The organism is Dyella sp., from assembly GCF_036746095.1.
GTDB lineage: Bacteria > Pseudomonadota > Gammaproteobacteria > Xanthomonadales > Rhodanobacteraceae > Dyella_B.
Window position 1 is genome coordinate 16,456 of record NZ_DAIOEU010000020.1, and the last position, 21,927, is coordinate 38,382.

Here is a 21,927-nt window from a genome sequence, read left to right on the forward strand (position 1 = left end):
GACGCCTGCGTGCTCCCCGATGCGATTCGTATTGTTCGCGGCACTTGGTTTGACCTGTGCCCTGCCAGCGTTTGCTGCCGATCTGCCGACCAAGCCGGTACGGCTGGGCCTGTGCGCGGCATGCCATGGTGAAAACGGCATGGCGCAGATGCCCGGTGCGCCCAACCTGGCGGGGCAGCGGCTGGATTACTTGCGCAAGGCGCTACGGGAATACCGCGACGGTATGCGCAACGTGCCGCTGATGCGTACCGCCATCGGCCCGCTCAACGACGCGGAACTGGATCAGCTGGCGCGCTGGTACAGCGCACAGACACCGCAACCACCGGCTGCCGCGCATCCATGAGCTACACCTATACCTTCTGGTTCGCCATGGCGGGCCTGCTGCTTGGCCATGGCTTCGTCGGCATGGGCGTAGGCGCGATCGTCGGCTTCGTGCTCGACAACTTGCGCTACAGCCAACGCCGCGCCGCGATTCCCGAGGCAGGCGGCTACGTCACCCCGCTGTTCGCACTGCTGGGCGCGATCGCCAAAGCCGACGGCCGCGTATCGGAAGCGGAAATCGCCATTGCCGAGCGCATCATGGCGCGCATGGGGCTGGAAGGGACGGCGCGCCAGCAGGCCATCCATGCGTTCAATCAAGGCAAGCAACCCGAGTTCGATGTCACCGGGCCGATCAACGCCTTGCGTCAATGGGTGGGTTTGCGGCGTGACCACGCGTTCCCGCTGCTGGACGTGGTGATCGAAACGGTGCTGGCCGAAGGCAACCCGTCGCCGGAAAAAATGGCGATCCTGCGCCAGCTCGCGTTCGCCCTGCGCATCAGCGACATGGAGCTGATGGCCCTGATGGCGATGAAAGGCTACGTATGGCAAGGCGCGGCTGGCGCGCGCGGACGCGCCTACGGCGGCGGTGGTTACGTACCTCCACAACGGAACACGCAAGGGCCTGATCCTTACGCCGTGCTCGGCATCAACCGGGATGCCGACGAGCGTGCCATCAAACGCGCCTATCGCAAGCTGATTTCCGAACATCATCCCGACCGCCTGGGCGATCTGCCCGATGAAATGCGCAAGCGTGCCGAGGGCCGGGCCAGCGAAATCAACGCGGCGTACGAGCGCATCAAGGCTGAGCGGGGTTTCAAGTGAGGGAATAGGGAATCGTGGCAGCGCCGCGCGTTATTATTCCTTATTCCCTTAATGCCTATTCCCGCTATGAAACAGTCCCCCGTCATTGCTCCTTCCATCCTGTCCGCCGACTTCGCGCGATTGGGCGAAGACACCGCCAATGTGCTGACTGCCGGCGGCGACTGGGTGCATTTCGACGTGATGGACAACCACTACGTGCCCAACCTCACCATGGGACCGATGGTGCTCAAGGCGTTGCGCGATTACGGCATCATCAAGCCGATCGACGTGCACCTGATGGTGAAGCCGGTCGATCGCATCGCGCCGGATTTCGCCAAAGCGGGCGCCAGCCTGATCAGCTTCCATCCCGAGGCCTCCGAGCATGTGGATCGCACCATCGGCATGATCAAGGATGCTGGCTGCCAGGCAGGGTTGGTGTTCAATCCCGCCACGCCGCTGAACTGGCTCGATCACGTGCTCGACAAGCTCGATCTCGTGCTGATCATGTCGGTGAATCCGGGTTTCGGCGGCCAGAAATTCATCCCCGAAGCGCTTGAGAAACTGCGCCGCGTGCGCCGCCTGATCGACGAGAGCGGGCGCTCGATCCGCCTGGAAATCGATGGTGGCGTCACCGCGGACAACATCGGCGAGATTGCGGCAGCCGGTGCCGATACCTTCGTGGCCGGCTCGGCCATCTTCGGCGCCCATGATTACGCCGCCGTGATCGCCAAGATGCGCGCCGTGATCGGCTGATTCGACCCTTAGAAAAAGAGAAACCCGGCACAGGGGGAAGTCTGCGCCGGGCTGGAGGGGCGTCGAAATGACGCTAGAGGAGACACCATCGGCAGTTGCGGCCTGCACGCGGTCTGAAGGACGGGAGGCTCGGCCGTCTACCAGACCTCGGCGAGTTCCACGGCAATGGACTATGCGCCTGCCATGTAGTCGGACACGGCTCCCCTCGAATGGTTCCCGCCATGGGTAAAAATTTTCCGCCCAAAAAAATCCCCTCCGGAGAGGAAGGGGAAGGAACGCCAGAGGAACAGCATTGACCGGGAAACGGTGGATAGGTTTTGCGACTGCAGGGCATTCCCCCGCCGGGTGGCGCGACCGGTACCCATCCTTGGCGCACCGGCCGCGCCCATGCCTTCCACGGCAGCTTTACGTCACAGGCAATCAATACAGACTGATCAGGACCGCCAGCAGTAGCGAGCCCAGGGCCAGCACCACGCGTAGCGGTTCGAAGGTACGAAGTTCGGCATTCGGATCAATGGAAGGATCGGCGCGCATGGGTATGGCTCATTGCGTGGCGTTGGAGATATCAAACACCCAGCCAGGGCGCGGCGGCCGGCGCCTCAAGGGCGCAGGGGCGATGGAATATGGCAGAACGCGGGCAAGCCGCATGCCCGGCTTGCGCAAGTAACGCCCGACATAGCACCCTGCGCCCAAGAGCTTGCTTGATGTCTCTGCGCAGCGCGGCGAGTCCCTGAGTAGCACCATGCGGCCGCGCGCGGCTTGACCAGACTGCCCGTCTGGCACTGCGCCACGCGCGACCACCTGACAACGCTCTCCAAGGGGCCAGGCGAGCTACGCAGAGACATCAAGCAGGCTCATTCTCACGAGGAATCCATATGGGACGCAGCATCGCCATCGTCGAAGACGAACCCCTTATTCGCGCCAACTACGTCGAAGCGCTGAACCGCTTCGGTTACGACACGCGCGGCTACGGCTCCCGGCAGGAGGCTTCCAACGCCTTCGCCATCCGGCTGCCGGAGCTGGTGATCATCGACATCGGACTGGGCGACGAACCGGAAGGCGGCTTCGACCTTTGCCGCGAGCTGCGCGCGAAATCGGCCACCTTGCCGATCATCTTCCTCACCGCGCGCGATTCGGATTTCGATGTGATCTCCGGATTGCGCCTGGGCGCCGACGATTACCTCAGCAAGGACACCAGCCTGCATCAACTGGCGGCCCGTATCGCTGCCTTGTTCCGCCGCATCGAATCGCTGAAGGCGCCGGCTTCGAGCGAGACCGTGATCGGGCATGGTCCGCTCAAGCTGGAATCCGAGCGCATGCGCGTCACCTGGAATGACGTGGAAGTGCCGCTCACGGTGACCGAGTTCTGGATGGTGCATACCTTGGTGCGCTTTCCCGGCCACGTGAAAAACCGCGACCAACTGATGCGCGAGGCGGAGTTGGTGGTGGACGACGCCACCATCACCTCGCACATCAAGCGCATCCGCAAGAAGTTCATTGCGGTAGCGCCGGAGTTCGATGCCATCGAAACCGTGCATGGCGTCGGCTACCGGTGGCGTCCGTGATGCGGCGTTTGTGGCTGGTTTTGCTGCTGGGTGGATTGTCCACACTTGCATGCGCCAAGGATGCGAGCGTGATGGTGTATGGCAAAGCAGGAGAGACCGCATCAGGATGGTCGATCATGACTTTGCTCCCCTCCGGGTGGAACAACGATTGCTGCACCTACGCCGCCACCATCGGCGCCAGCCTGGTGCTGTATCGAGGCGCCTGGACGGGCAGGCCGGAGCGCGTGATGGTGCTCAACGTCTGGCCGGCCAAATTGCCTACGCTCGATGCGGAGTTGCAGGATGATCGCCAGCATTACCTGCAATCCGATGCGCACGGCAAAGCCAACGCATTCCCGCTGGCGAACCCGCGCGCCATCGCTTGCCAGGGCGTGCTCTATCAAGGTTCCGACCACATCGACGATGTGGTGGTGTTCTGCGATCCCGGCAAGAAGAGTGGCATTCGCTACAGCTGGTCGATGACGGTCAGCGCGACGGATCCGGATCGGCAGGCGTTGATCGATGCCTTCAAGCAGGTGGTGCGGGATTCCGTCTACATGGTCTACGTTTCGAAGCCCAAGCCGTCCAATACGCCTGCGGCGAAACCGTAACCGCGTTCAAGCAATGAGCCTGCGCCAACAACTTCTGCTGGTTGCCCTCTGCACGCTCGCCTTGCCGATCGCAGGATGGTTGTACGTGCGCCAGATGGAAACGCTGCTGCGCCAGGGGCAGGAGCAGGCCCTTACCGCGACGGCCACCGCCGTGGCGCGCAGTCTCGCAGTCACCGACATGCCGTTGCCGCAGCCGGGCAAGGGCTGGTACGTGCAGCAGGCGGTGAACCCCATCGTCGTCGACGGCTATGGCGACGACTGGGCGCCGATGACGCCGTGGAGCCAATCGCTCGGCAAGCAGAACAAGCTGCTGCTGGCGGAGGACGACAACGGTTTCTACTTCTATATCGACGTACGGGCAGGAACCCGCACGCGAGCCGATGCGGGCGACGTCAATGCGCTCTCGGCCGACCACGTCCTGCTCGATCTGGTGCAGGGCGATCAGCATCGGCGTTATCTCATTGCCAGTGCCGCACCGGGTGCCTTTACGGCGCTGACGCTCGATCCGCCCGCCGGCGATCTACCGGATCGGATCATCGGGCAATGGCAGGAAGATGGCAGCGGCTACCACGTCGAACTGCATCTGCCGCGCGGCCTTGGCTTGAGTGCGCTGGGGGTAGGTATTTACACCGCGGCCGATGGTGGCGATCCGCTCGCGGTGGATGTGCGTCCGTTGTGGCGTTATTCGCAAGAACTGTCGCAAGAACTGGCGCAACTGTCGCCCGATGAAACGCGCACGCGGCTCGTTACGCCGCAGGGTTGGTTGCTTGCACAAAGTGGTCGCCTGAAAACGTCCGGCCCGCAGCCGAGTTGGTGGTCGTCGGTGATCTATCACTGGTTGCTCGCCAACCCGCTGGAGCAAGCCCAAGCCTGGACCAGCGACGCCCCACGCCTCGACCTGCCTGAAGTGAAAAATGCCCGCGATGGCCACGCGACCACCGTATGGCGCCAGGGCGAGCAGCGCGACAGCGTCGTGTTGGCGACGGCGGTGCCGGTGGAGCGTGGCCAGACCGTGGTGGGCGTGCTGTTGCTCGAACAGGCCAGCCGCGCCGTGCCCTTGCTGGCCAATCGTGCCTTCCTGAGCCTGCTGCTGACCAGTTTCAGCGTGATGCTGATCGCCGGCGCCATCCTGCTGTTCTTCGCCACGCGGCTCAGTCTGCGCCTGGGTCGTTTGCGTGATGCGGTAGAACGCGCGCAAGTCAATGACGGCCGTCTGGATGGCCAAATGATCCAAAGCCATTTCCCCATGGCCGAATCAGAAGACGAAATCGGCGACCTGGCACGCAGCTTCCAGAAATTGTTCGAAGCCGTCGGCGGCTATACCGATTACCTGCGCACGCTGGCGTCGAAACTTTCGCACGAACTCAATACGCCGCTGGCCATCGTTAAGTCCTCCCTGGACAACCTCGAACACGCCAAGCTCTCCAACGAAGCACAACCCTACCTGGCACGCGCGCGTGACGGCGTGGCGCGCCTCGGCACGCTGGTGCGCGCCATGAGCGAAGCCAGCCGGATGGAGCGCGCCATTGCGGCCGCCGAGCCCGAAGACGTCGACCTGGTGGACGTGGTAGCCGGTTGCGCCGATGCCTACCGGCCCTTGGCCGGCTCGCGGCCCTTGGAATGCGTGCTGCCGGATCAGCCGGTCCACTTGCATGGTGCTCCCGAGCTGATCGCCCAGGCGCTGGACAAACTGTTCGATAACGCGCTCTCGTTCACCCCCGCCGATGGCTGGCTGCGACTGAGCCTTCGTCCGGTCGATGGTGGTGCGGAGATCGAACTGGCCAACCAGGGGCCGCCGTTGCCCGCGGCCATGCAGGGAAGGCTGTTCGATTCGCTGGTCAGCCTGCGCGACAAGGCCACGCCGGGAGATGCTCCGCATCTGGGCCTCGGTTTGTACGTGGTGCGGCTGGTGGCGGAGCGCCATGGCGGCGTGGCCTCGGCGCGGAATCTCGAAGACGGCAGCGGCGTGGCTTTCAGCCTGCGCTTGTATGGCATGCCCAGGCAGCGCCTCGCCGGTTGACCAAAACCCTCGCCGCGGCGGCTGCCGATTTGCCCAGCCCAGCGGACAACCTCGGCTAAAACTTCACGATGACCTTGCTGAAATGGCCGTCCATTTACCGGGCGACGCGGGAGCCCATCGCATGCATGCCCCTCAGCGCCATCCTCTCCCTCAAGAAAAGGAGAGAAAAGCAACCGCCACCCTATACAATCTGCCCTTTCTGCGTTTCACGGACTTCCCGCACGTGATTTCCCGCGACGAATTCGACGCGCTCGCCGCGCAAGGCCATACCCGCATCCCGCTGGTGCGCGAGGTGTTTTCCGATCTGGATACCCCGCTGTCGGTCTACCTGAAGCTGGCCGATGGCCCCTACACCTTCCTGTTCGAATCGGTGGAAGGCGGCGCCACCTGGGGGCGTTACTCGATCATCGGCCTGCCGGCAAAGCGCGTGTATCGCCTGCGCGGGCACGAGCTGGAAGTGGAAGATGCCGGCGAGATCATCGAGCGCCGCCACCTGGACGACCCGCTCGGGGAGATCGAGCAGCTGCGCCAGCACTATCACGTGCCGCGCTTGCCACAGCTGCCGGCATTCAGCGGCGGACTGGTGGGCTACTTCGGCTTCGAGACCGTCGGCTACATCGAGCCGAAACTGGCGCAATGGGATCGCCCCGACGAACTCGGCACACCGGATGTGTTGCTGATGCTGGCCGAGGAAGTGGCCGTGTTCGACAACCTCAAGGGCCGCCTGTACCTGATCGTGCACGCCGACCCCTCGCAGCCGCAGGCCTATGCACACGCACAGCGCCGGCTCGATGCGCTGACGCATCGCTTGCGCCAGGGCGGCGCCGCCTATCCGCAACTGACGCAATCGACGGCGCTCAACGAAAGCGATTTCAAATCCTCCTTCACGCGCGAAGAATTCGAGGCGATGGTGGAGCGCGCGAAGGAATACATCCGCGCCGGCGACATTTTTCAAGTCGTGCCTTCACAGCGTCTGAGCGTCGGCTTCAATGCGCGCCCGGTGGATGTGTACCGCGCGTTGCGGGCGATGAACCCGTCGCCGTACATGTATTTCGTCGACCTGGGCGATACGCAGATCGTCGGTTCGTCGCCAGAAATCCTGGCGCGCATGAAGGACGGCAAAGTGGTGGTCCGTCCGCTCGCCGGTACGCGCAAGCGCGGCGCAACGGACGAAGAAGATCGTGCACTTGAAGCGGAATTGTTGGCCGACCCTAAGGAGCGCGCCGAGCACGTGATGCTGATCGACCTGGGACGCAACGACATCGGCCGCATCAGTGACACGGGAACGGTCGAGGTCAGCGAATCCTTCGTGGTCGAACGCTACTCGCACGTCATGCACATCGTGTCGCAAGTGCAGGGCACCTTGAAGCCCGACGTCAGCTACATGGACGTGCTCAAGGCCACCTTCCCGGCCGGCACGCTCAGTGGCGCGCCAAAAATTCGCGCCATCGAAATCATCCAGGAACTCGAACCCTACAAGCGCAACATCTACGCCGGCGCCATCGGCTGGATCGGCTGGTGGGGCGATGCAGACACCGCCATCGCCATCCGTACCGCCGTGATCCAGGGCGGCCGTCTACATGTGCAGGCCGGCGCGGGCATCGTGTACGACTCCGATCCGGCATCAGAGTGGGAGGAAACGATGAACAAAGGGCGTGCGTTATTCCGTGCCGTGGCGCAAGCGGCGAAAGGATTGTGAGACATGCGAAACATCACTCGTGATTTTGGCTATCTCGTCGTGTCCATCATGCTGACGTGCGCATCGCCTTTGCTGGCGCGGGAACCCTCATCCAATTGGCCGGATACCTTGTTGAGCCGCACGCAAGCATTGGCTCAATTGCAAACCTTGAATGCGCAATTGCTCAGCCATCCAAGCGCCACGCTGACGTTGGAACAGTGGTGCGCCGCGCATCATTTGTCGCCGGAGGCGAAGGTTGTCGCGCATCGTGTGCATGGCGATGACAAGCCGCTTCCTGAAGGCGCGCGCAGCTTGCTTGGCATCGGTCCGAACGAACCCGTGCGCTACCGGCGCGTGGCGTTGAGCTGTGGCGACGTGGTGTTGTCGGATGCTGACAACTGGTACGTGCCTGCGCGCCTTACCGCCGACATGAACCATCAACTGGATACTTCGGACGTGCCGTTCGGCAAGGTGGTGAAGTCGCTGCACTTCCGCCGCGAGACACTCTCTGCGGATTTGCTCTGGTCGCCGCTGCCCGCCGGTTGGGACAGTGGCAAGGCTTTGCCGCCTTCAAGCAGCCAGCCGCTAGCCATTCCGGATCACGTGCTCCAGCACCGTGCGGTGCTGTACACCGGCGACAATCAGCCTTTCAGTCTGGTGGTGGAAAGTTACACCCGGCACGTGCTGGTGAGTCCTTAGATTTTGATTTGCCTGGTATTTTAAGTAGCCGTTATGGCAGTCCCGGCAGACATAACCATTAGCCATGTACGAATGCCGACACGACAGATGACGGCGGCGAATCCCATCGCGCACAATGAGCATCCTTGCCGCAGTGCGGCATCGCGGCCGTCCAGGAATTTCCAGCCATGCTGCTGATGATCGACAACTACGACAGCTTCACCTTCAACCTCGTGCAATATCTCGGCGAGTTGGGACAGGAGGTGAGGGTGGTGCGCAACGATGCGCTGGACGTGGCTGGCATTCGCGCATTGAAGCCCTCGCACATCATGATTTCGCCCGGCCCAGGCACGCCGGACGATGCCGGTGTTTCGCTGGCAGTGCTGCGCGAACTGAGCGGCGAGATTCCCGTGTTTGGCGTGTGCCTGGGACACCAGGCCATCGGCCAGGCGTTCGGTGGCAAGGTGGTTCGTGCCAAGCAGATCATGCATGGCAAGACCTCGCCGGTGCGCCATCTGGGCAAGGGCGTGTTTGCCGGCTTGCCCGATCCGTTCGAGGCTACGCGCTACCACTCGCTGGTGGTCGAGCAGGTATCGCTGCCGGAGTGCCTGGAAGTCACCGCCTGGACGGAAAACCCCGATGGCTCGATCGACGAAATCATGGGCCTGCGCCACAAGACCCTGCAGGTCGAGGGCGTGCAGTTCCATCCCGAGTCGATCCTTACCCAGTACGGCCATGACCTGCTGCGGAATTTCCTGGGTTTGCCGCTGCAAAAGCTCGCCGCATGACGGCGAGCCGGGCCATCACCATTACGCCGCAGGAAGCGCTGCAGCGGACGATCGAGCACCGCGAGATTTTTCACGATGAAATGATCGCGCTGATGCGCCAGATCATGAGCGGCGAGGTGAGCCCGCTGATGACCGCCGCGATCATCACCGGCTTGCGCGTCAAGAAGGAAACAGTGGGCGAAATCACCGGCGCGGCGAGCGTGATGCGGGAACTTTCGGCGAAGGTGGAAGTGCCGCCGCACCCCCATTTCCTGGACATCGTTGGCACCGGTGGCGATGGGGCATCGAGCTTCAATATTTCCACCGCGGCGATGTTTGTGGCCGCCGCCGCCGGTGCGCGCATTGCCAAGCACGGCGGGCGCAGCGTGTCGTCGAAATCGGGTAGCGCCGATGTGCTGGAGGCGCTCGGTGCGCGTATCGATCTTCCGCCGGCGCAGGTAGCGCGGTGCATGGTCGAGACGGACATCGGTTTCATGTTCGCGCCCAATCATCATCCGGCGATGAAAATGGTGGCTCCGGTGCGCAAGGAAATGGGCGTGCGCACCTTGTTCAATATCCTGGGGCCGCTTACCAATCCTGCCGGCGCGCCAAACATCCTGATGGGGGTTTTTCACCCGGATCTTGTCGGTATCCAGGTACGTGCCCTGCAGGCCCTGGGCGCAGAGCACGCCATGGTGGTGTGGGGCCGCGACGGCATGGACGAGATTTCGCTGGGCGCTGCCACCTTGGTCGGCGAACTGCGCGACGGCGAAGTGCACGAGTACGAAGTGGAGCCGGAAGACTTTGGACTGGCCATGGCCTCCAGCCGCAACCTGCGGGTGGAAAATGCCGAGGAATCCAAGGCGATGCTGCTGGATGCCCTCGGAAACCACCATGGGGTGCCGCACGACATCGTCTGCCTGAATGCCGGCGCCGCGCTGTACACCGCCGGCGTGGTCAAAAGCATTGCCAGCGGCATCGAACTGGCCCGGGCTACCATCGCCAGTGGCGCGGCACGTGCCAAAATGGACGCGTTCGTGGCAACCACCCGGCGATTGGCGCAGAGTTGACCCGGACGCGGCTTTGCCGTTTTCTTAGGTTCCCCCCACACGTGCCGATCAGAATCCCATGACCGACATTCTTCAACGCATCCTCGCCCGTAAGGCGGAAGAACTCGCCGAGCGCAGCGCCAAGTTGCCGCTGAAAGAATTGTCCGCACGCGTGGCGGACATGCCCGATACGCGCGGCTTTGCAGCAGCCATCGAAGCGAAGATCGCCGCGGGCGACTCGGCAGTTATCGCTGAAGTGAAGAAGGCCAGCCCCAGCAAAGGCGTCATTCGTCCCGACTTCGATCCGGTGGCGATTGCGCGCAGCTATGAGCTTGGTGGTGCGGCATGCCTGTCCGTGTTGACGGACAAGGATTTCTTCCAGGGCAGCGAGGATTTCCTGCAGCAGGCGCGCGCCGCCTGTTCGTTGCCGGTATTGCGCAAGGATTTCGTGATCGATCCGTACCAGGTGTACGAGGCGCGTGCCATCGGTGCCGATTGCATCCTGCTGATCGTGGCGGCGCTGGGCGATGCGGATCTGCTGGAGCTGTCCCTGCTGGCGGCCGAACTTGATCTGGATGTGTTGTGCGAGGTACACGATGCCGAGGAACTGGAACGCGCGCAGGCCGTGCCGGTGCCGCTGATCGGCGTCAACAACCGCAATCTGCGCACCTTCGAAACCACGCTCGACACCACGCTCGAGCTGCAACAACTGATGGAGTACGACCGCATCCTGGTCGCCGAATCAGGTATTCACACACCCAAGGACGTGGCGCTTTTGCGCGACGCGGGTATCAACGCATTCCTGGTCGGCGAAGCGTTCATGCGCGCCGCCGATCCCGGGCAGGAATTGAAACGGCTGTTCAATACGCACTGATCATGTTTGCAGGGGAAACAACTCACGTGCCCGCAGATACTGGTGGCGGTGCTAATGCGTCGCGCACGGTGCTGTTCGATTTTGATGGCGTCTTGTTTCAAGGCGACTCATTTGCGATGTTCATGCGGCATCGTTACCAATATTCCTGGTTGCGCAAGCTGCTGGTGCTGCTGACGCTGCCATGGTGGCTGCCGTGCATGTTGGTGTCGCGCTGGTGGGGTTTGCGCACTCTTGTGCATGTAGCGCTTTGCGGCATCGGGCCGGTGCGCTATCAGCAGGCAGTCGAGGCGTTTGCCGATCAGCTGGTGCGTCGCCCGCGTCAGTTTTGCCGTGACGGCGTGCAGGCGTTGCGTCGTCATCTGGCGAATGGAGATGAGGTGATTGTCGTGACCGGCTGCGAGCAACTGCTCGCCACGCGCCTTTTGTCAGGACTGGGGCTGCATGACCTGACCGTCATTGGATCGCAGCTCAAGCCTGGCTGGTCGGGTATGCGCGTGCAATTGCACAACGTGGGCTGGCGCAAGGTGCAAAGCGTTACTGCCGTGGGCGTCCAAAAATGGCACGTGGCCTATGGCGACTCCATGCATGATCTGGCGATGCTCAAACAGGCCGGCGAAGCGGTGCTGGTCAATGGCACGCCCAAGCTATGCAAGCGGGTGGAGAAGACGCTGGGCAGGGCGGTGACTCGGGTGGCCTGGTACTGAGGGGAGGGGGCTTGGAGGCGCGGGCCGATGGAGATACGTTAGTGCTTACGTATCTGTCCTATAGGCATGTTCCATGTACCTGACGTCCCTGGGCAAGCTGGCGCTCGGCAGTCGATTGAAAGCCCTTAGCGACCACTTCTACGGCGCGGCCGATGAGGTCTACCAGACGCTTGGCGCCAGTATCGAGTCCCGCTGGCTACCTGTCTTGCGCTATTTGTGGGACACCGGACCCAGCTCCGTGACGGAAGTGGCCGATGCCATCGGCCAGACCCACTCGGCCGTCAGCCAGCTCACCGACAAGCTGGTGCGCGCAGGGATGGTGCGACGGCGGAAAGATCCGGCCGATGGCCGCCGCACCGTGCTGGTGCTTACCGACAAGGCGCATGTATCCCTGGCTGGGCTTGGCCCGATCTGGTGTGCCGTGCGCCGTGGCGTCACCCGTTCGCTGGAAGAACATGCCATGCGATTGCTGGACGCCATTGCCGCCTGCGAACAGGCCTTGCAGGAGCGGCCAGTCACGCAGGCGATCCTGGCCGAGCATGCCGCGATCAAGGCCGCGCCGCTGGAAATCCTGCCTTACGCACCGGCCTTGCGTGAGCATTTCCATCGCTTGAACGCGCAATGGCTGGAGCGCCATTTTCGGATCGAAGACATTGACCGTGCCGTGCTGAGCGACCCCGAGCGATACATCTTGCAGCCGGGCGGCACGATTTTCTTCGCGAGGCTGGGCGAGGAGATCATTGGCACTTGCGCCTTGTTGCAGGAATCGCCGGGCGTGTTCGAGCTGACCAAGATGGGCGTGGACGAAACCTTCCGTGGCCTGGGCGCCGGCAAACGCCTGCTGGACGCATGCATTGCCGAATTTCATCGGCGCGGCGGCCATACGCTATTCCTGGAATCCAACAGCAGCCTCAAGCCGGCGCTGCGCATGTACGAGAAAGCTGGCTTTGTGCGGCAACCGTCGATACGGCCCGGTTCGCATTACGAGCGGGCAGATGTGTACATGGTTTACCAAGCGCCCAGGGAAGCGAAATCAGCTTGATCTGCCGTCAAGGCATCGAGCGGCTTCGAACCGGCGGCACCATGCGCTAAGCCCCGGCATTCGCCGGGGCGACGGCATGGAACTCAACGCGTACCGCGCACCACGATCGTCTTGCCGGACACGTCGATCATCCCCTGTTCCTCGAGCTGCTTGAGCACGCGGCCCACCATCTCGCGCGAGCAGCCCACGATGCGGCTGACTTCCTGGCGCGAAATGCGGATCTGGGTGCCTTCGGGATGGCTCATGGCATCCGGCTCCTGGCACAAATCCAGCAGGGTGCGGGAGATGCGGTTGGTGACGTCCATGAAGGCCATGCGGCTCACCTGGCGCGAGGTGCGCAGCAGGCGATGCGTAAGCTGGGCGCCGATCGCGAACAGGATCTTCGGGCACTCCTCGCGCAGCGGGCCTTCCATCAGCTGGAACAGGCGCTCGTAGCTGATTTCGGCCATCTCGCAGGCAGTGCGGGTGCGCACCATCGACTCGCGTTGGGCCTGTTCCACGAACAGGCCCATCTCGCCGATGAACTGGCCACGGCTGATGTACGCGAGGATCAGTTCGCGCCCTTGCTCGTCTTCCGTGCATACGGCCAGCGAGCCTTCGATGACGTAGTAAAGCGTGTTGGCAGGGTCGCCGGGGCGGATGATGGCGGTTTTGCCCGGGTAGCGGCGGCGGTGGCAGAGCCCAAGGAAACGCTCCATGGAGGCCGGGTCGGGCGCAAAGCCGAGGGGCGCCTGTGAACGTTCGAAGGCCTGTTGTAACTGGTATTTCAGTTGCACCACAGAAGTTTTCCCCAGCTGAGTTGATCTCAATGGACGCCCATCCCGCGACGTGGTCTTAAATCCATGCGCATCCCCTGCGACTTTCGCATTATGGCAAAGACATGTGAAGCAGAGGGATGATCTGTGGCACATCGCAAAGGCGGCGTGATCGCCGGCATGTACCCCCTGCGAGATTGATCTCCCATGCGCCGGTCGTCAGGCCGGGCACGCTGCACTGCGGAAAAACCGGTTCTGTTTTTCTCCAATTTGTCGCATACTTCGCAGTCTTCCGGAGGACAGCAGCCTCATTGCCATCGTCCGTACACAAGGGGCGTGCAGGATAAGGGTCCAGCACGCTTTTTCAATCAGCGGGGACCCTTGTAGCTAACCCGCCTCACCTGTCGGCCGTGACCCGGCCATGGAGTGTCGCCGTGGTGAAACCCCTCCCGCGCCTGCGCCTGCAGGGCTTCAACAACCTTACCAAGGCCCTGAGCTTCAATATCTACGACATCTGCTATGCGGTGTCGGAAGACCAGCGCCAGCGCTATATCGAGTACATCGATGAGCAGTACGACGCCGATCGACTCACGCAGATTTTGACCGACGTGGCCGAGATCATTGGCGCGAACATCCTCAACGTGGCGCGCCAGGACTACGACCCGCAGGGTGCCTCCGTCACCATCCTCATTTCCGAAGAGCCGGTGGTGGAGAAGCTTGGCCGCGACACCATTTCGGATGCCGTGGTGGCGCATATGGACAAGAGCCACATCACCGTCCATACCTATCCGGAAACGCATCCCCATAACGGCATTGCCACCTTCCGCGCGGATATCGACGTGGCGACCTGCGGCGTGATTTCGCCGCTGAAGGCACTGAACTACCTGATCGACAGTTTTGAGTCGGACATCGTGGTGTGCGACTACCGCGTGCGCGGCTTCACCCGCGACGTGAAGGGCAAAAAGCACTTCATCGATCACAAGATCAACTCGGTGCAGGATTACCTGGCACGGCACATTCGCCAGAAGTACGAGATGTTCGACGTGAACGTGTATCAGGAAAACATCTTCCACACGAAGATGCACATCAAGGATTTCGACCTCGATACCTATCTGTTCGAGGCGCATGCGGATGATCTGTCGTTCAAGGAGCGGCAGAAGATCGAGCAGTTGTTGCGCCGGGAAATCGAGGAGTTGTTCCACGGGCGTAATCTGATGTGACGAAAAAAACCCGCCGAAAGGCGGGTTTTTTTTGAATGCATTCCCGCTTTCGCGCACCGCTGTCCGGAGAAATTTTTCGCCGTTCTTGCGGGAAAGCTAAAACGACGTCATTCCAGCGAAAGCTGGAATCCAGCGACTTGAAAATCTGCAAAGGCACTGGATTCCAGCTTTCGCTGGAATGACGAGTTGATGGCACTGAATTTCCATGGAAATTTTTTGATGCCGGGTGCTATGCCCGCGCATTTCTGAAGAACTTCATTTTCCCTGGACAGCAATGCACTTTCGCGGGAATGACGACCGCACAAGATGCGCTGTGTGGTCAAACCCGGTAAGCAACTGTCTTCATCACCAACGACGTCGCATGCATCATCTGTGGAAGCGGAAACGGCAGCGTGATGCCGCCACGCTCGCGCGCATTTTGCGCATGCCGTACCTCCTCCTCCTGCATCTGTTTCAGCACGGCACGCGAGCGCTCGTCCTGGGCTGGCAGCTTGTCCATGTGTTCGGCCAGGTGCGCTTCCACCTGCTTTTCGGTTTCCACGACAAAGCCCAGGCTGACCTTGTCACCGGCCAGCGCAGCCAGTGCGCCGATCGCGTAGCTGCCCGCGTACCACAGCGGATTGAGCAGGCTGGGCTGGCTATCCAGTTCGTGCAGGCGTTCGGCACACCAGGCGAGGTGATCGGTTTCCTCGGTCGCCGCATCGTGTAGATGTACGCGGTTTTCTTCATGGCGCGCCAACGCGGCCTGTCCGTCATACAACGCCTGGGCGCAAACCTCGCCGGTGTGGTTCACGCGCATCAGGCCGGCGACGTGGCGGCGTTCCTTGTCGTCAAGCTCGGCATCGGCCACATGGTGGGCCGGGGAGGGGCGATGCGCCTCCGGTGTGCCGGCTACGGTTTCCAATGCGCGTTCAATGCCGGCAAACAGGCGGTCGAGCGGGCTGAGCGTACGTACGTTCATGACGGTATCCATTGCTGCGCGAGCAGGGTCAGCGGGTGCAAGGTTGGCAAGTCTGGGGTTGTTTCTTCCAGTCCGGCCGCCAGATGCAATCGGCAGCCGATATTGGACGACAGAAGTCCTTGCACATCCAGCGTCGTGATGCGAGTCAACACCCGTTCGCGCAATGCTGCGGCCCGGTCTGGAAACTGCAGCACGTGGCTGCCGGCAGCGCCACAGCAATAAGGCGGGGCAGGCAGGCGCTTCAGTTGCAACTGGGGGATGCGGCGTAGCAGCTTCATAAGTGCTGCATCGCTGCGTGCCACGTTGGCTTGGGTGCATGGCACGTGCAGGGCAAGTTGGCCGGGGTAGGGACGAAAGGCCAGTGCATCGATGCGTTCGGCGAGTAGCGGGTAGGGATCGTCCACAGGCGCCCCTGGCAGCGCCTTGCGCAATGCGCTCAGGCAGCCCGGCGTGACGGTAACCAGGTGATCCGCTTTCGCATTTGCCCAGGCTTGCCGGACATGCGCGGCAACGGCTTCGGCTTCGCGAGCGGCGCCATCGTGCAGATCCAGTGCGCCGCAACAGAACGCCGGCAGCCGGATCACCTGATAGCCTGCGGCCGCCAAAAGCGTCTCTGCGGCGCGCTCGGCTTCCACGTCATAGACGCTTGCCACACAACCTGGAAACAGCGCCACAATGCCTGCTTTCCTCCCGCCCCTGCTTGGTAGGGGAGGGCCGGGGTGGGGGTGCTTGGGCTTGTCGTAAGTACGATGGGTCTCAACGTGCTTCCTTGGCGCCAAAGCCAGGGCTTCTCGCCACGCATCCGGCAGCGCGCGCCTGAGCCATCGCGCGCCGGTCCAGCGAATCAACTGTTGGGCCCAGCGATTCAACCTCGGCCGCTTCACCATAGCCAATAAAGCCCGAGGACGCCCTGGGGCGGGCCCAAGCAACGCCCGGGTCTCCATCAGCAATTCCTCATACTTGACCCCTGCCGGACAAACCCGCTCGCAACTCAGGCACCCTAGGCAATGATCCAGCGGCTCGCGCAGATCGGCTCCCACCGAGACCTGCCCCCGTGCCAGCGCCGCAGCGATCGCGATCCGTCCGCGCGGCGACTCGGCTTCATTGCCGTCCAGGGCATAGGTAGGGCATACGGGCAGGCAAAGTCCGCATTGCACACACTGGTCGGCCAGCACGGCGAGCGGCAAGCGGGGGTTCTCAAGAGGCATGTCATTCATGCTATCATTCGCGACTCGCAACCCTTCGTGGGCTTGCGCGATAGATGAAAGCCTCGCTATCATCTCGCGCCTTTATTCACCGATTCCGCTTACCGCCCTATTGGCGGCAGACAGGTATTCCGAAATGAAAACGTTCAGCGCCAAGCCGGAAAGCGTCAAGCGCGACTGGTACGTGGTTGATGCCACGGACAAGACGCTCGGTCGTCTTTCGACCGAGATCGCGCGCCGCCTGCGCGGCAAGCACAAGCCCGAGTTCACCCCGCACGTCGATACCGGCGACTACATCGTCGTGATCAACGCCGAGAAGGTGGCTGTCACCGGTGCCAAGCTGGACGACAAGATGTATCACCGCTTCACCGGCTACGTCGGCAACCTCAAGACCACCAGTCTGAAGGATCTGCTGGCTACCTATCCCGAGCGCGTCATCGAGATCGCCGTCAAGGGCATGCTGCCGAAGAACCCGCTGGGCCGCGCAATGTACCGCAAGCTCAAGGTGTACGGCGGCGCCGAACATCCGCATACCGCCCAGCAGCCGAAGGCGCTGGAAATCTAAGGAAGCATCATGGCGATTCAGCAGAATTACGGCACCGGCCGCCGCAAGACCTCCGCAGCACGCGTGTTCCTGCGCAAGGGCAGTGGTCAGATCGAAGTGAACGGCAAGAGCCTGGACGATTTCTTCGGCCGCGAAACCTCGCGCATGATCGTGCGCCAGCCGCTCGAACTCACGCAGAGCGCCGACAAGTTCGATATCAAGGTCACCGTTGCCGGTGGTGGTATCACCGGTCAAGCTGGCGCGATCCGTCTCGGTATCGCCCGCGCGCTGATCGAGTACGACGAAAGCCTGAAGTCCCAGCTGCGCAAGGCTGGCTTCGTGACCCGCGACGCCCGTGAAGTCGAGCGTAAGAAGGTCGGCCTGCACAAGGCACGTCGCGCTACCCAGTTCTCGAAGCGCTAATCCTCGCAAGAGGCAGCACTTCAACCGCCCGGTGCATCAGGTCAGAGCGCACGGTGCGGCACGAGTATTGGGAGATCGTCTAACGGTAGGACAACGGACTCTGACTCCGTTTATCTAGGTTCGAATCCTAGTCTCCCAGCCAAAAACAAAAAGCCCGCCCCTGTGGCGGGCTTTTTGTTTTTTGTTGGGAGGGTCAAGGACGCGAACCACGTTCGACTTGTTGTCGGGAACAAATTTGGACAGCGCATAAGCGCTGGCCCCAGATCGCGTAGCGCGGAGGGGTGAACCCCAGGAATGGGGCGAACAATCCTAGTCTCCAGTTCGGCATACGAAGCGCTGCTGACTCTCGCTACACTTGATCGGCATTCGCCCGCCGTCAGTAGCCTAGCTCAAGTATGGGATTGCACGCAGACATGGCCACCAACCAGGATTTCGTCGACTACGTCACCGAGCAGCTGGCGCTTGGCGATCGGTTTACGCAAAAGAAGATGTTTGGTGAGTACGCCCTGTATGTGGACGGGAAGGTGGTCGCCTTCGCCTGTGACAACAGCTTCTTCGTCAAACCATCTGCGGCTGCGACGAAGCTGGCGCCAGAACTTCCCCAGCGGCCTCCTTACCCGGGTGCCAAGGACTATCCGGTTGCCGACGAGCTTCTGGATGACTCTGACCTCATTCGCCGATTGATCCTTGAGACTGCTGCGCTCATACCGGCACCTAAGCCCAAAAAAGCCGCGTCGCCTCGCAAGCCCGGTAAAGGCGCCAAGTGATTTCGGACAGGGAGCGCTGGTGTCATCCTTGAAGGGCAGTGCGTTGGAATATGCATACGATGCTGCTTTCCACGAGTCGGAGTGGCGAGAGTGACAGCCTTGCGGAGGCTCGGACTGCCACAAGTCCATGTCCGTCCATGGCTGACCTTGGCGTTGCGGGCCACTCGCGCTTATCGTCGCCACCTTCTGGCCGTAGCTCTGTTCATGCGCATTTTTACCGCGGATGCCGCGAGCGTCTTACAGCTGCAATACCTCACTACCGAGCATCAGGCTCAGCCCCTGGCGATTGACGTTGCCGCGCCCCGTTTTGCCTGGACAGTAACGAATGCACCGCGCGGTACGGTGCCCGAGGCCTACCGTATCGAAGTCGCGCGAAGCCTGGCAACGCTATTGGAAGATCGTCCGGATGTCTGGGACAGCGGTCGAGTTGTCAGCAAGGCCTCATTCGATATCGTCTACGCAGGGCCGCCGCTGGCATCGTCCAGGCGCTACTACTGGAAGGTCATTGCGCAGACTTCGGCAGGCGACGTTAGTGCCACCTCATGGTTCGAAACCGGCCCATCGTGGCTGGAATGGTCGCACGCCGCCTGGATCGGCAAGCCACCTGATGGCAGTTTGGCTGCGCCATTGTTGCGGCATGTATTCGCCGTAAAAGCAGGATTGGAATCAGCGCGGCTATATGTTGCTGCCGGTGGTTACGCGGATGTGTCGATCAACGGTCATCCTGCAAGCGATGCCGTGCTGTCGCCGGATTTCACCAATTACGACAAGCGCGTACTGTATCTCGCGCACGACGTTACGGCTCTGCTGCAATCCGGCCAGGCCAATGCCATCGGCATTGAACTCGGGCGTGGCTTCTACGGGCTTACGAATCCGAACGTCTGGCATTGGGAGAAGGCTCCATGGCATGGCGAGCCACGCGTACGTGCGCTGTTGAAGCTGTGTTACGCCGATGATCACTGCGAGTTCGTAGGTACCGGGCCGGAGTGGCGCGTTCATGACGGGCCGACCTTGCTGGACGACCTATATGGCGGCGAGGTTTATGACGCACGTCGTACACAACCCGGTTTCGATACCGTCGCTTTTGATGACCGTGATTGGAACGCGGCAGCGGTGCTGCCCGCGCCGAAAGGAGTGCTTGAAGCGCAACGTGAACCACCTGTGCGCATGGTGCAGACCTTGCATGCCATGGCGGTCACCAAACTGCATGACGATAGCTACGTATTCGCATTTCCACGCGTGATCGCCGGTTGGGCCACCCTTGCTGTGCAAGGACACACTGGTGATACGGTGGTTCTGCATTACGGCGAAAAATTGCTGCCGGATGGTAGCGTTGATGATCGCGATGATCATCACTACTTTCAGCACGGCTTGCAGACCGATCACGTCACGCTGGCCGGGCGCGGCATAGAAAGCTGGCATTCGCGTTTTTCCTGGAAAGGGTTTCGCTATGTGCAAGTCGACGGCTGGCCCGGTCCCGTGCCATCGCTCGATGCGGTGACGGCTCAGGTCATTCATTCGGACGTGCCGACAATCGGTCATTTCAATAGCAGCAATTCGTTGCTCAACTGGATTCATGCCGCCGCCATCAACACCATGCTCAATAATCTCTACGGCATACCGACCGATACGCCGATGTATGAGAAGAACGGCTGGACGGGCGACGGCATGCTTGGCGCAGACATGATGCTGCGCGATTTGGGCGCCGGCAGCCTGCTATCCAAGTGGGTGCAGGACATTGCCGATGCGCGCAACAAGGAAGGTGTTCCGCTGCTGATCGCGCCCAACCCTGGCTGGGGCGATGTGCGCGCGCCGCCGTGGCATGCGGCTTACGTGCTGGTGCCCTGGTCGCTGTACTGGCAGCGTGGTGACCGTCGTGTACTGGCCGATCATGTTGAAGGCATGGCGCACTATGTCGACCTGGAATATGGTCGTTCGCCCGCTGGCATTGCCGACACGGTACTCGGCGACTGGGTTAGTCCAAGCACGCCAGCAGATGGCGGCAACGCGCCTGAAGATAAGCACATCGCCGCTACCGCCTATCTTTATCGCATGGCCGATACGATGGCGAAGATCGAGCGCGTGCTTGGTAACGACAATGAAGCGAAACATTTCGCCGCGATGGCGATACGCGTGCGTGAAGCCTTCAACAATCGTTTCTTTGATGCCGCGAAGGGCCAATATGGAGGCAAAGGTGATGACGGCCTTCGGCAAACCCATCAGCTACTTGCATTGGGTTTTGATCTCGCACCCGCAACGCAGCGTGTGCGCGTTGCCGATGCCCTGGTGCAGGCAGTGCATGCGCACGGCGATCATCTGGATACCGGCGCGCTAGGCACCAAACTGCTGCTGCCAGTGCTTACCGCCACGGGTCATGCCGATTTGGCATGGATCGTCGCCACGCAAACGAGTTTCCCCGGCTGGGGATATTGGCGCGCGAACGGCGCCACCAGTCTGTGGGAGCACTGGAAACTGGACGCGCGCTCGCGCGGGCATTACTTCCTCGGCACCATCGACGATTGGTTGTTCGCAGATGTCGCAGGCCTACGGCCTTTGGCGCCAGGGTGGCAGCGCATCGGCATCCATCCTGCACTTACCGCATGGCTGGGTCATGCCGAAGCGGATACCTTGACACCCTATGGTCGTGCTGCCGTGTCCTGGTCTCATGAACACGGCGAACTGCAACTGACGCTAGAAGTGCCCGTTGGCAGCACTGCTGAGGTGCGCATGCCTGCAACCAAGCCGGCGGCGATTGCCGAATCGGGACGGCCGCTATCGACGTCGCCATGGGTGCGCCACTTGCGTGCGTGCGATGCCGACACCTGCTTTGAGCTGGCGTCCGGACACTATCGTCTTGAGCAATTCAAGAAGCTCTTTTGATGGTGACCTGTTCGTTCTACGAAGCATCAATACGCAGCCAAACATAACTAAGACGGACGGCGCGAAGAAATCCCTACCTCCAAATTTGCAAAACGATGATTTTTTATAAGTAGTCATAACTACGCGTGCTCGTTGGAAAATTTCCTGGCACTTTATGCCCTAAGCCATTTGCGAAAGTTTTACATCTCTTGTAAACATGATTGCAGCACGAACCTGCTAGGGGAGGCCCCTCGGGTACACGTCACGATAGAGATAGGGAGTGCGAGCACGTGCCCACGGCTGTCGGGTGCGTTTCATTTGGGGAAGTGGTGCCTCTTCGCTGGGGAAGAG

General features: G+C 61.6%; 21 protein-coding genes, 1 tRNA gene and 1 pseudogene. 19 read left to right on the forward strand and 4 right to left on the reverse strand.

Annotated elements, in window-relative coordinates; all coding sequences use genetic code 11:
* Window positions 1-19 precede the first annotated feature (19 nt).
* From V7M64_RS10430 to V7M64_RS10490, 13 genes are all read left to right on the forward strand, one after another.
* Window positions 20-343: a c-type cytochrome gene (locus tag V7M64_RS10430; protein WP_333679081.1), complete on the forward strand. Its 324-nt coding sequence runs from the start codon at window positions 20-22 to the stop codon at window positions 341-343.
* Window positions 340-1,143: a co-chaperone DjlA gene (djlA, locus tag V7M64_RS10435; protein ID WP_333679082.1), complete on the forward strand. Its 804-nt coding sequence runs from the start codon at window positions 340-342 to the stop codon at window positions 1,141-1,143. The genes V7M64_RS10430 and djlA overlap by 4 nt, the downstream gene beginning before the upstream one ends.
* A 51-nt stretch (window positions 1,144-1,194) precedes the next feature.
* A complete protein-coding gene (rpe, locus tag V7M64_RS10440; protein WP_333679083.1) occupies window positions 1,195-1,875 on the forward strand; it encodes a ribulose-phosphate 3-epimerase in 681 nt (226 codons plus the stop codon).
* Between the two features lie 875 nt (window positions 1,876-2,750).
* On the forward strand, window positions 2,751-3,440 hold the full coding sequence (pdsR, locus tag V7M64_RS10445; RefSeq protein WP_333679084.1) for a proteobacterial dedicated sortase system response regulator: 690 nt from the start codon (window positions 2,751-2,753) through the stop codon (window positions 3,438-3,440).
* 116 nt (window positions 3,441-3,556) lie between these two features.
* Window positions 3,557-4,030, forward strand: coding sequence for a hypothetical protein (locus V7M64_RS10450; RefSeq protein WP_333679085.1), 474 nt, complete (start codon window positions 3,557-3,559; stop codon window positions 4,028-4,030).
* Window positions 4,031-4,043: 13 nt separating this feature from the next.
* A complete protein-coding gene (locus tag V7M64_RS10455) occupies window positions 4,044-6,050 on the forward strand; it encodes an ATP-binding protein (protein ID WP_333679086.1) in 2,007 nt (668 codons plus the stop codon).
* Window positions 6,051-6,273: 223 nt separating this feature from the next.
* Window positions 6,274-7,749 (forward strand): anthranilate synthase component I, encoded by a 1,476-nt coding sequence (trpE, locus tag V7M64_RS10460; RefSeq protein ID WP_333679087.1) that lies wholly within the window; start codon window positions 6,274-6,276, stop codon window positions 7,747-7,749.
* 3 nt (window positions 7,750-7,752) lie between these two features.
* Window positions 7,753-8,427, forward strand: coding sequence for a hypothetical protein (locus tag V7M64_RS10465; protein ID WP_333679088.1), 675 nt, complete (start codon window positions 7,753-7,755; stop codon window positions 8,425-8,427).
* Window positions 8,428-8,594: 167 nt separating this feature from the next.
* The gene (locus V7M64_RS10470) at window positions 8,595-9,194 is read left to right on the forward strand and encodes an aminodeoxychorismate/anthranilate synthase component II (protein ID WP_333679089.1); all 600 of its coding nucleotides are present in this window, start codon (window positions 8,595-8,597) and stop codon (window positions 9,192-9,194) included.
* A complete protein-coding gene (gene trpD, locus V7M64_RS10475) occupies window positions 9,191-10,243 on the forward strand; it encodes an anthranilate phosphoribosyltransferase (protein WP_333679090.1) in 1,053 nt (350 codons plus the stop codon). The genes V7M64_RS10470 and trpD overlap by 4 nt, the downstream gene beginning before the upstream one ends.
* 58 nt (window positions 10,244-10,301) lie before the next feature.
* Window positions 10,302-11,096, forward strand: coding sequence for an indole-3-glycerol phosphate synthase TrpC (trpC, locus tag V7M64_RS10480; protein ID WP_333679091.1), 795 nt, complete (start codon window positions 10,302-10,304; stop codon window positions 11,094-11,096).
* 26 nt (window positions 11,097-11,122) lie between these two features.
* Entirely contained in the window at window positions 11,123-11,800 is a 678-nt protein-coding gene (locus V7M64_RS10485; protein ID WP_333679092.1) for an HAD family hydrolase, read from the forward strand.
* A gap of 73 nt (window positions 11,801-11,873) precedes the next feature.
* Window positions 11,874-12,842 (forward strand): helix-turn-helix domain-containing GNAT family N-acetyltransferase, encoded by a 969-nt coding sequence (locus V7M64_RS10490; protein ID WP_333679093.1) that lies wholly within the window; start codon window positions 11,874-11,876, stop codon window positions 12,840-12,842.
* Between the two features lie 83 nt (window positions 12,843-12,925).
* Here the strand turns inward: V7M64_RS10490 and crp are convergent, their stop codons facing one another.
* Window positions 12,926-13,621, reverse strand: a complete 696-nt coding sequence (crp, locus tag V7M64_RS10495) for a cAMP-activated global transcriptional regulator CRP (RefSeq protein WP_324145919.1) — start codon at window positions 13,619-13,621, stop codon at window positions 12,926-12,928.
* A gap of 410 nt (window positions 13,622-14,031) precedes the next feature.
* Between crp and speD the strand changes: the two genes are divergently transcribed.
* Window positions 14,032-14,817, forward strand: coding sequence for an adenosylmethionine decarboxylase (gene speD / locus V7M64_RS10500; protein WP_126685269.1), 786 nt, complete (start codon window positions 14,032-14,034; stop codon window positions 14,815-14,817).
* Between the two features lie 319 nt (window positions 14,818-15,136).
* Here the strand turns inward: speD and coq7 are convergent, their stop codons facing one another.
* The 3 genes and pseudogenes from coq7 to V7M64_RS10515 form a co-directional block, all read right to left on the reverse strand.
* Complete coding sequence (coq7, locus tag V7M64_RS10505) at window positions 15,137-15,778, reverse strand: 2-polyprenyl-3-methyl-6-methoxy-1,4-benzoquinone monooxygenase (RefSeq protein WP_333679094.1); 642 nt, start codon at window positions 15,776-15,778, stop codon at window positions 15,137-15,139.
* Window positions 15,775-16,452 (reverse strand): (Fe-S)-binding protein, encoded by a 678-nt coding sequence (locus V7M64_RS10510; protein WP_333679128.1) that lies wholly within the window; start codon window positions 16,450-16,452, stop codon window positions 15,775-15,777. The genes coq7 and V7M64_RS10510 overlap by 4 nt, the downstream gene beginning before the upstream one ends.
* A gap of 300 nt (window positions 16,453-16,752) precedes the next feature.
* Window positions 16,753-17,058, reverse strand: a pseudogene (locus tag V7M64_RS10515) ((Fe-S)-binding protein); the annotation flags it as partial.
* Window positions 17,059-17,119: 61 nt separating this feature from the next.
* Between V7M64_RS10515 and rplM the strand changes: the two are divergent.
* The 5 genes from rplM (at window position 17,120) to V7M64_RS10540 (ending at window position 21,597) form a co-directional block, all read left to right on the forward strand.
* The gene (gene rplM, locus V7M64_RS10520; RefSeq protein WP_324145916.1) at window positions 17,120-17,548 is read left to right on the forward strand and encodes a 50S ribosomal protein L13; all 429 of its coding nucleotides are present in this window, start codon (window positions 17,120-17,122) and stop codon (window positions 17,546-17,548) included.
* Between the two features lie 9 nt (window positions 17,549-17,557).
* Window positions 17,558-17,950, forward strand: a complete 393-nt coding sequence (gene rpsI / locus V7M64_RS10525; RefSeq protein ID WP_333679095.1) for a 30S ribosomal protein S9 — start codon at window positions 17,558-17,560, stop codon at window positions 17,948-17,950.
* A 68-nt stretch (window positions 17,951-18,018) separates the two neighbouring features.
* Window positions 18,019-18,092, forward strand: a tRNA-Gln gene (locus V7M64_RS10530).
* A 271-nt stretch (window positions 18,093-18,363) separates the two neighbouring features.
* Window positions 18,364-18,717 (forward strand): TfoX/Sxy family protein, encoded by a 354-nt coding sequence (locus V7M64_RS10535; RefSeq protein WP_333679096.1) that lies wholly within the window; start codon window positions 18,364-18,366, stop codon window positions 18,715-18,717.
* A 204-nt stretch (window positions 18,718-18,921) separates the two neighbouring features.
* Window positions 18,922-21,597: a family 78 glycoside hydrolase catalytic domain gene (locus V7M64_RS10540; RefSeq protein ID WP_333679097.1), complete on the forward strand. Its 2,676-nt coding sequence runs from the start codon at window positions 18,922-18,924 to the stop codon at window positions 21,595-21,597.
* Window positions 21,598-21,927: the final 330 nt, after the last annotated feature.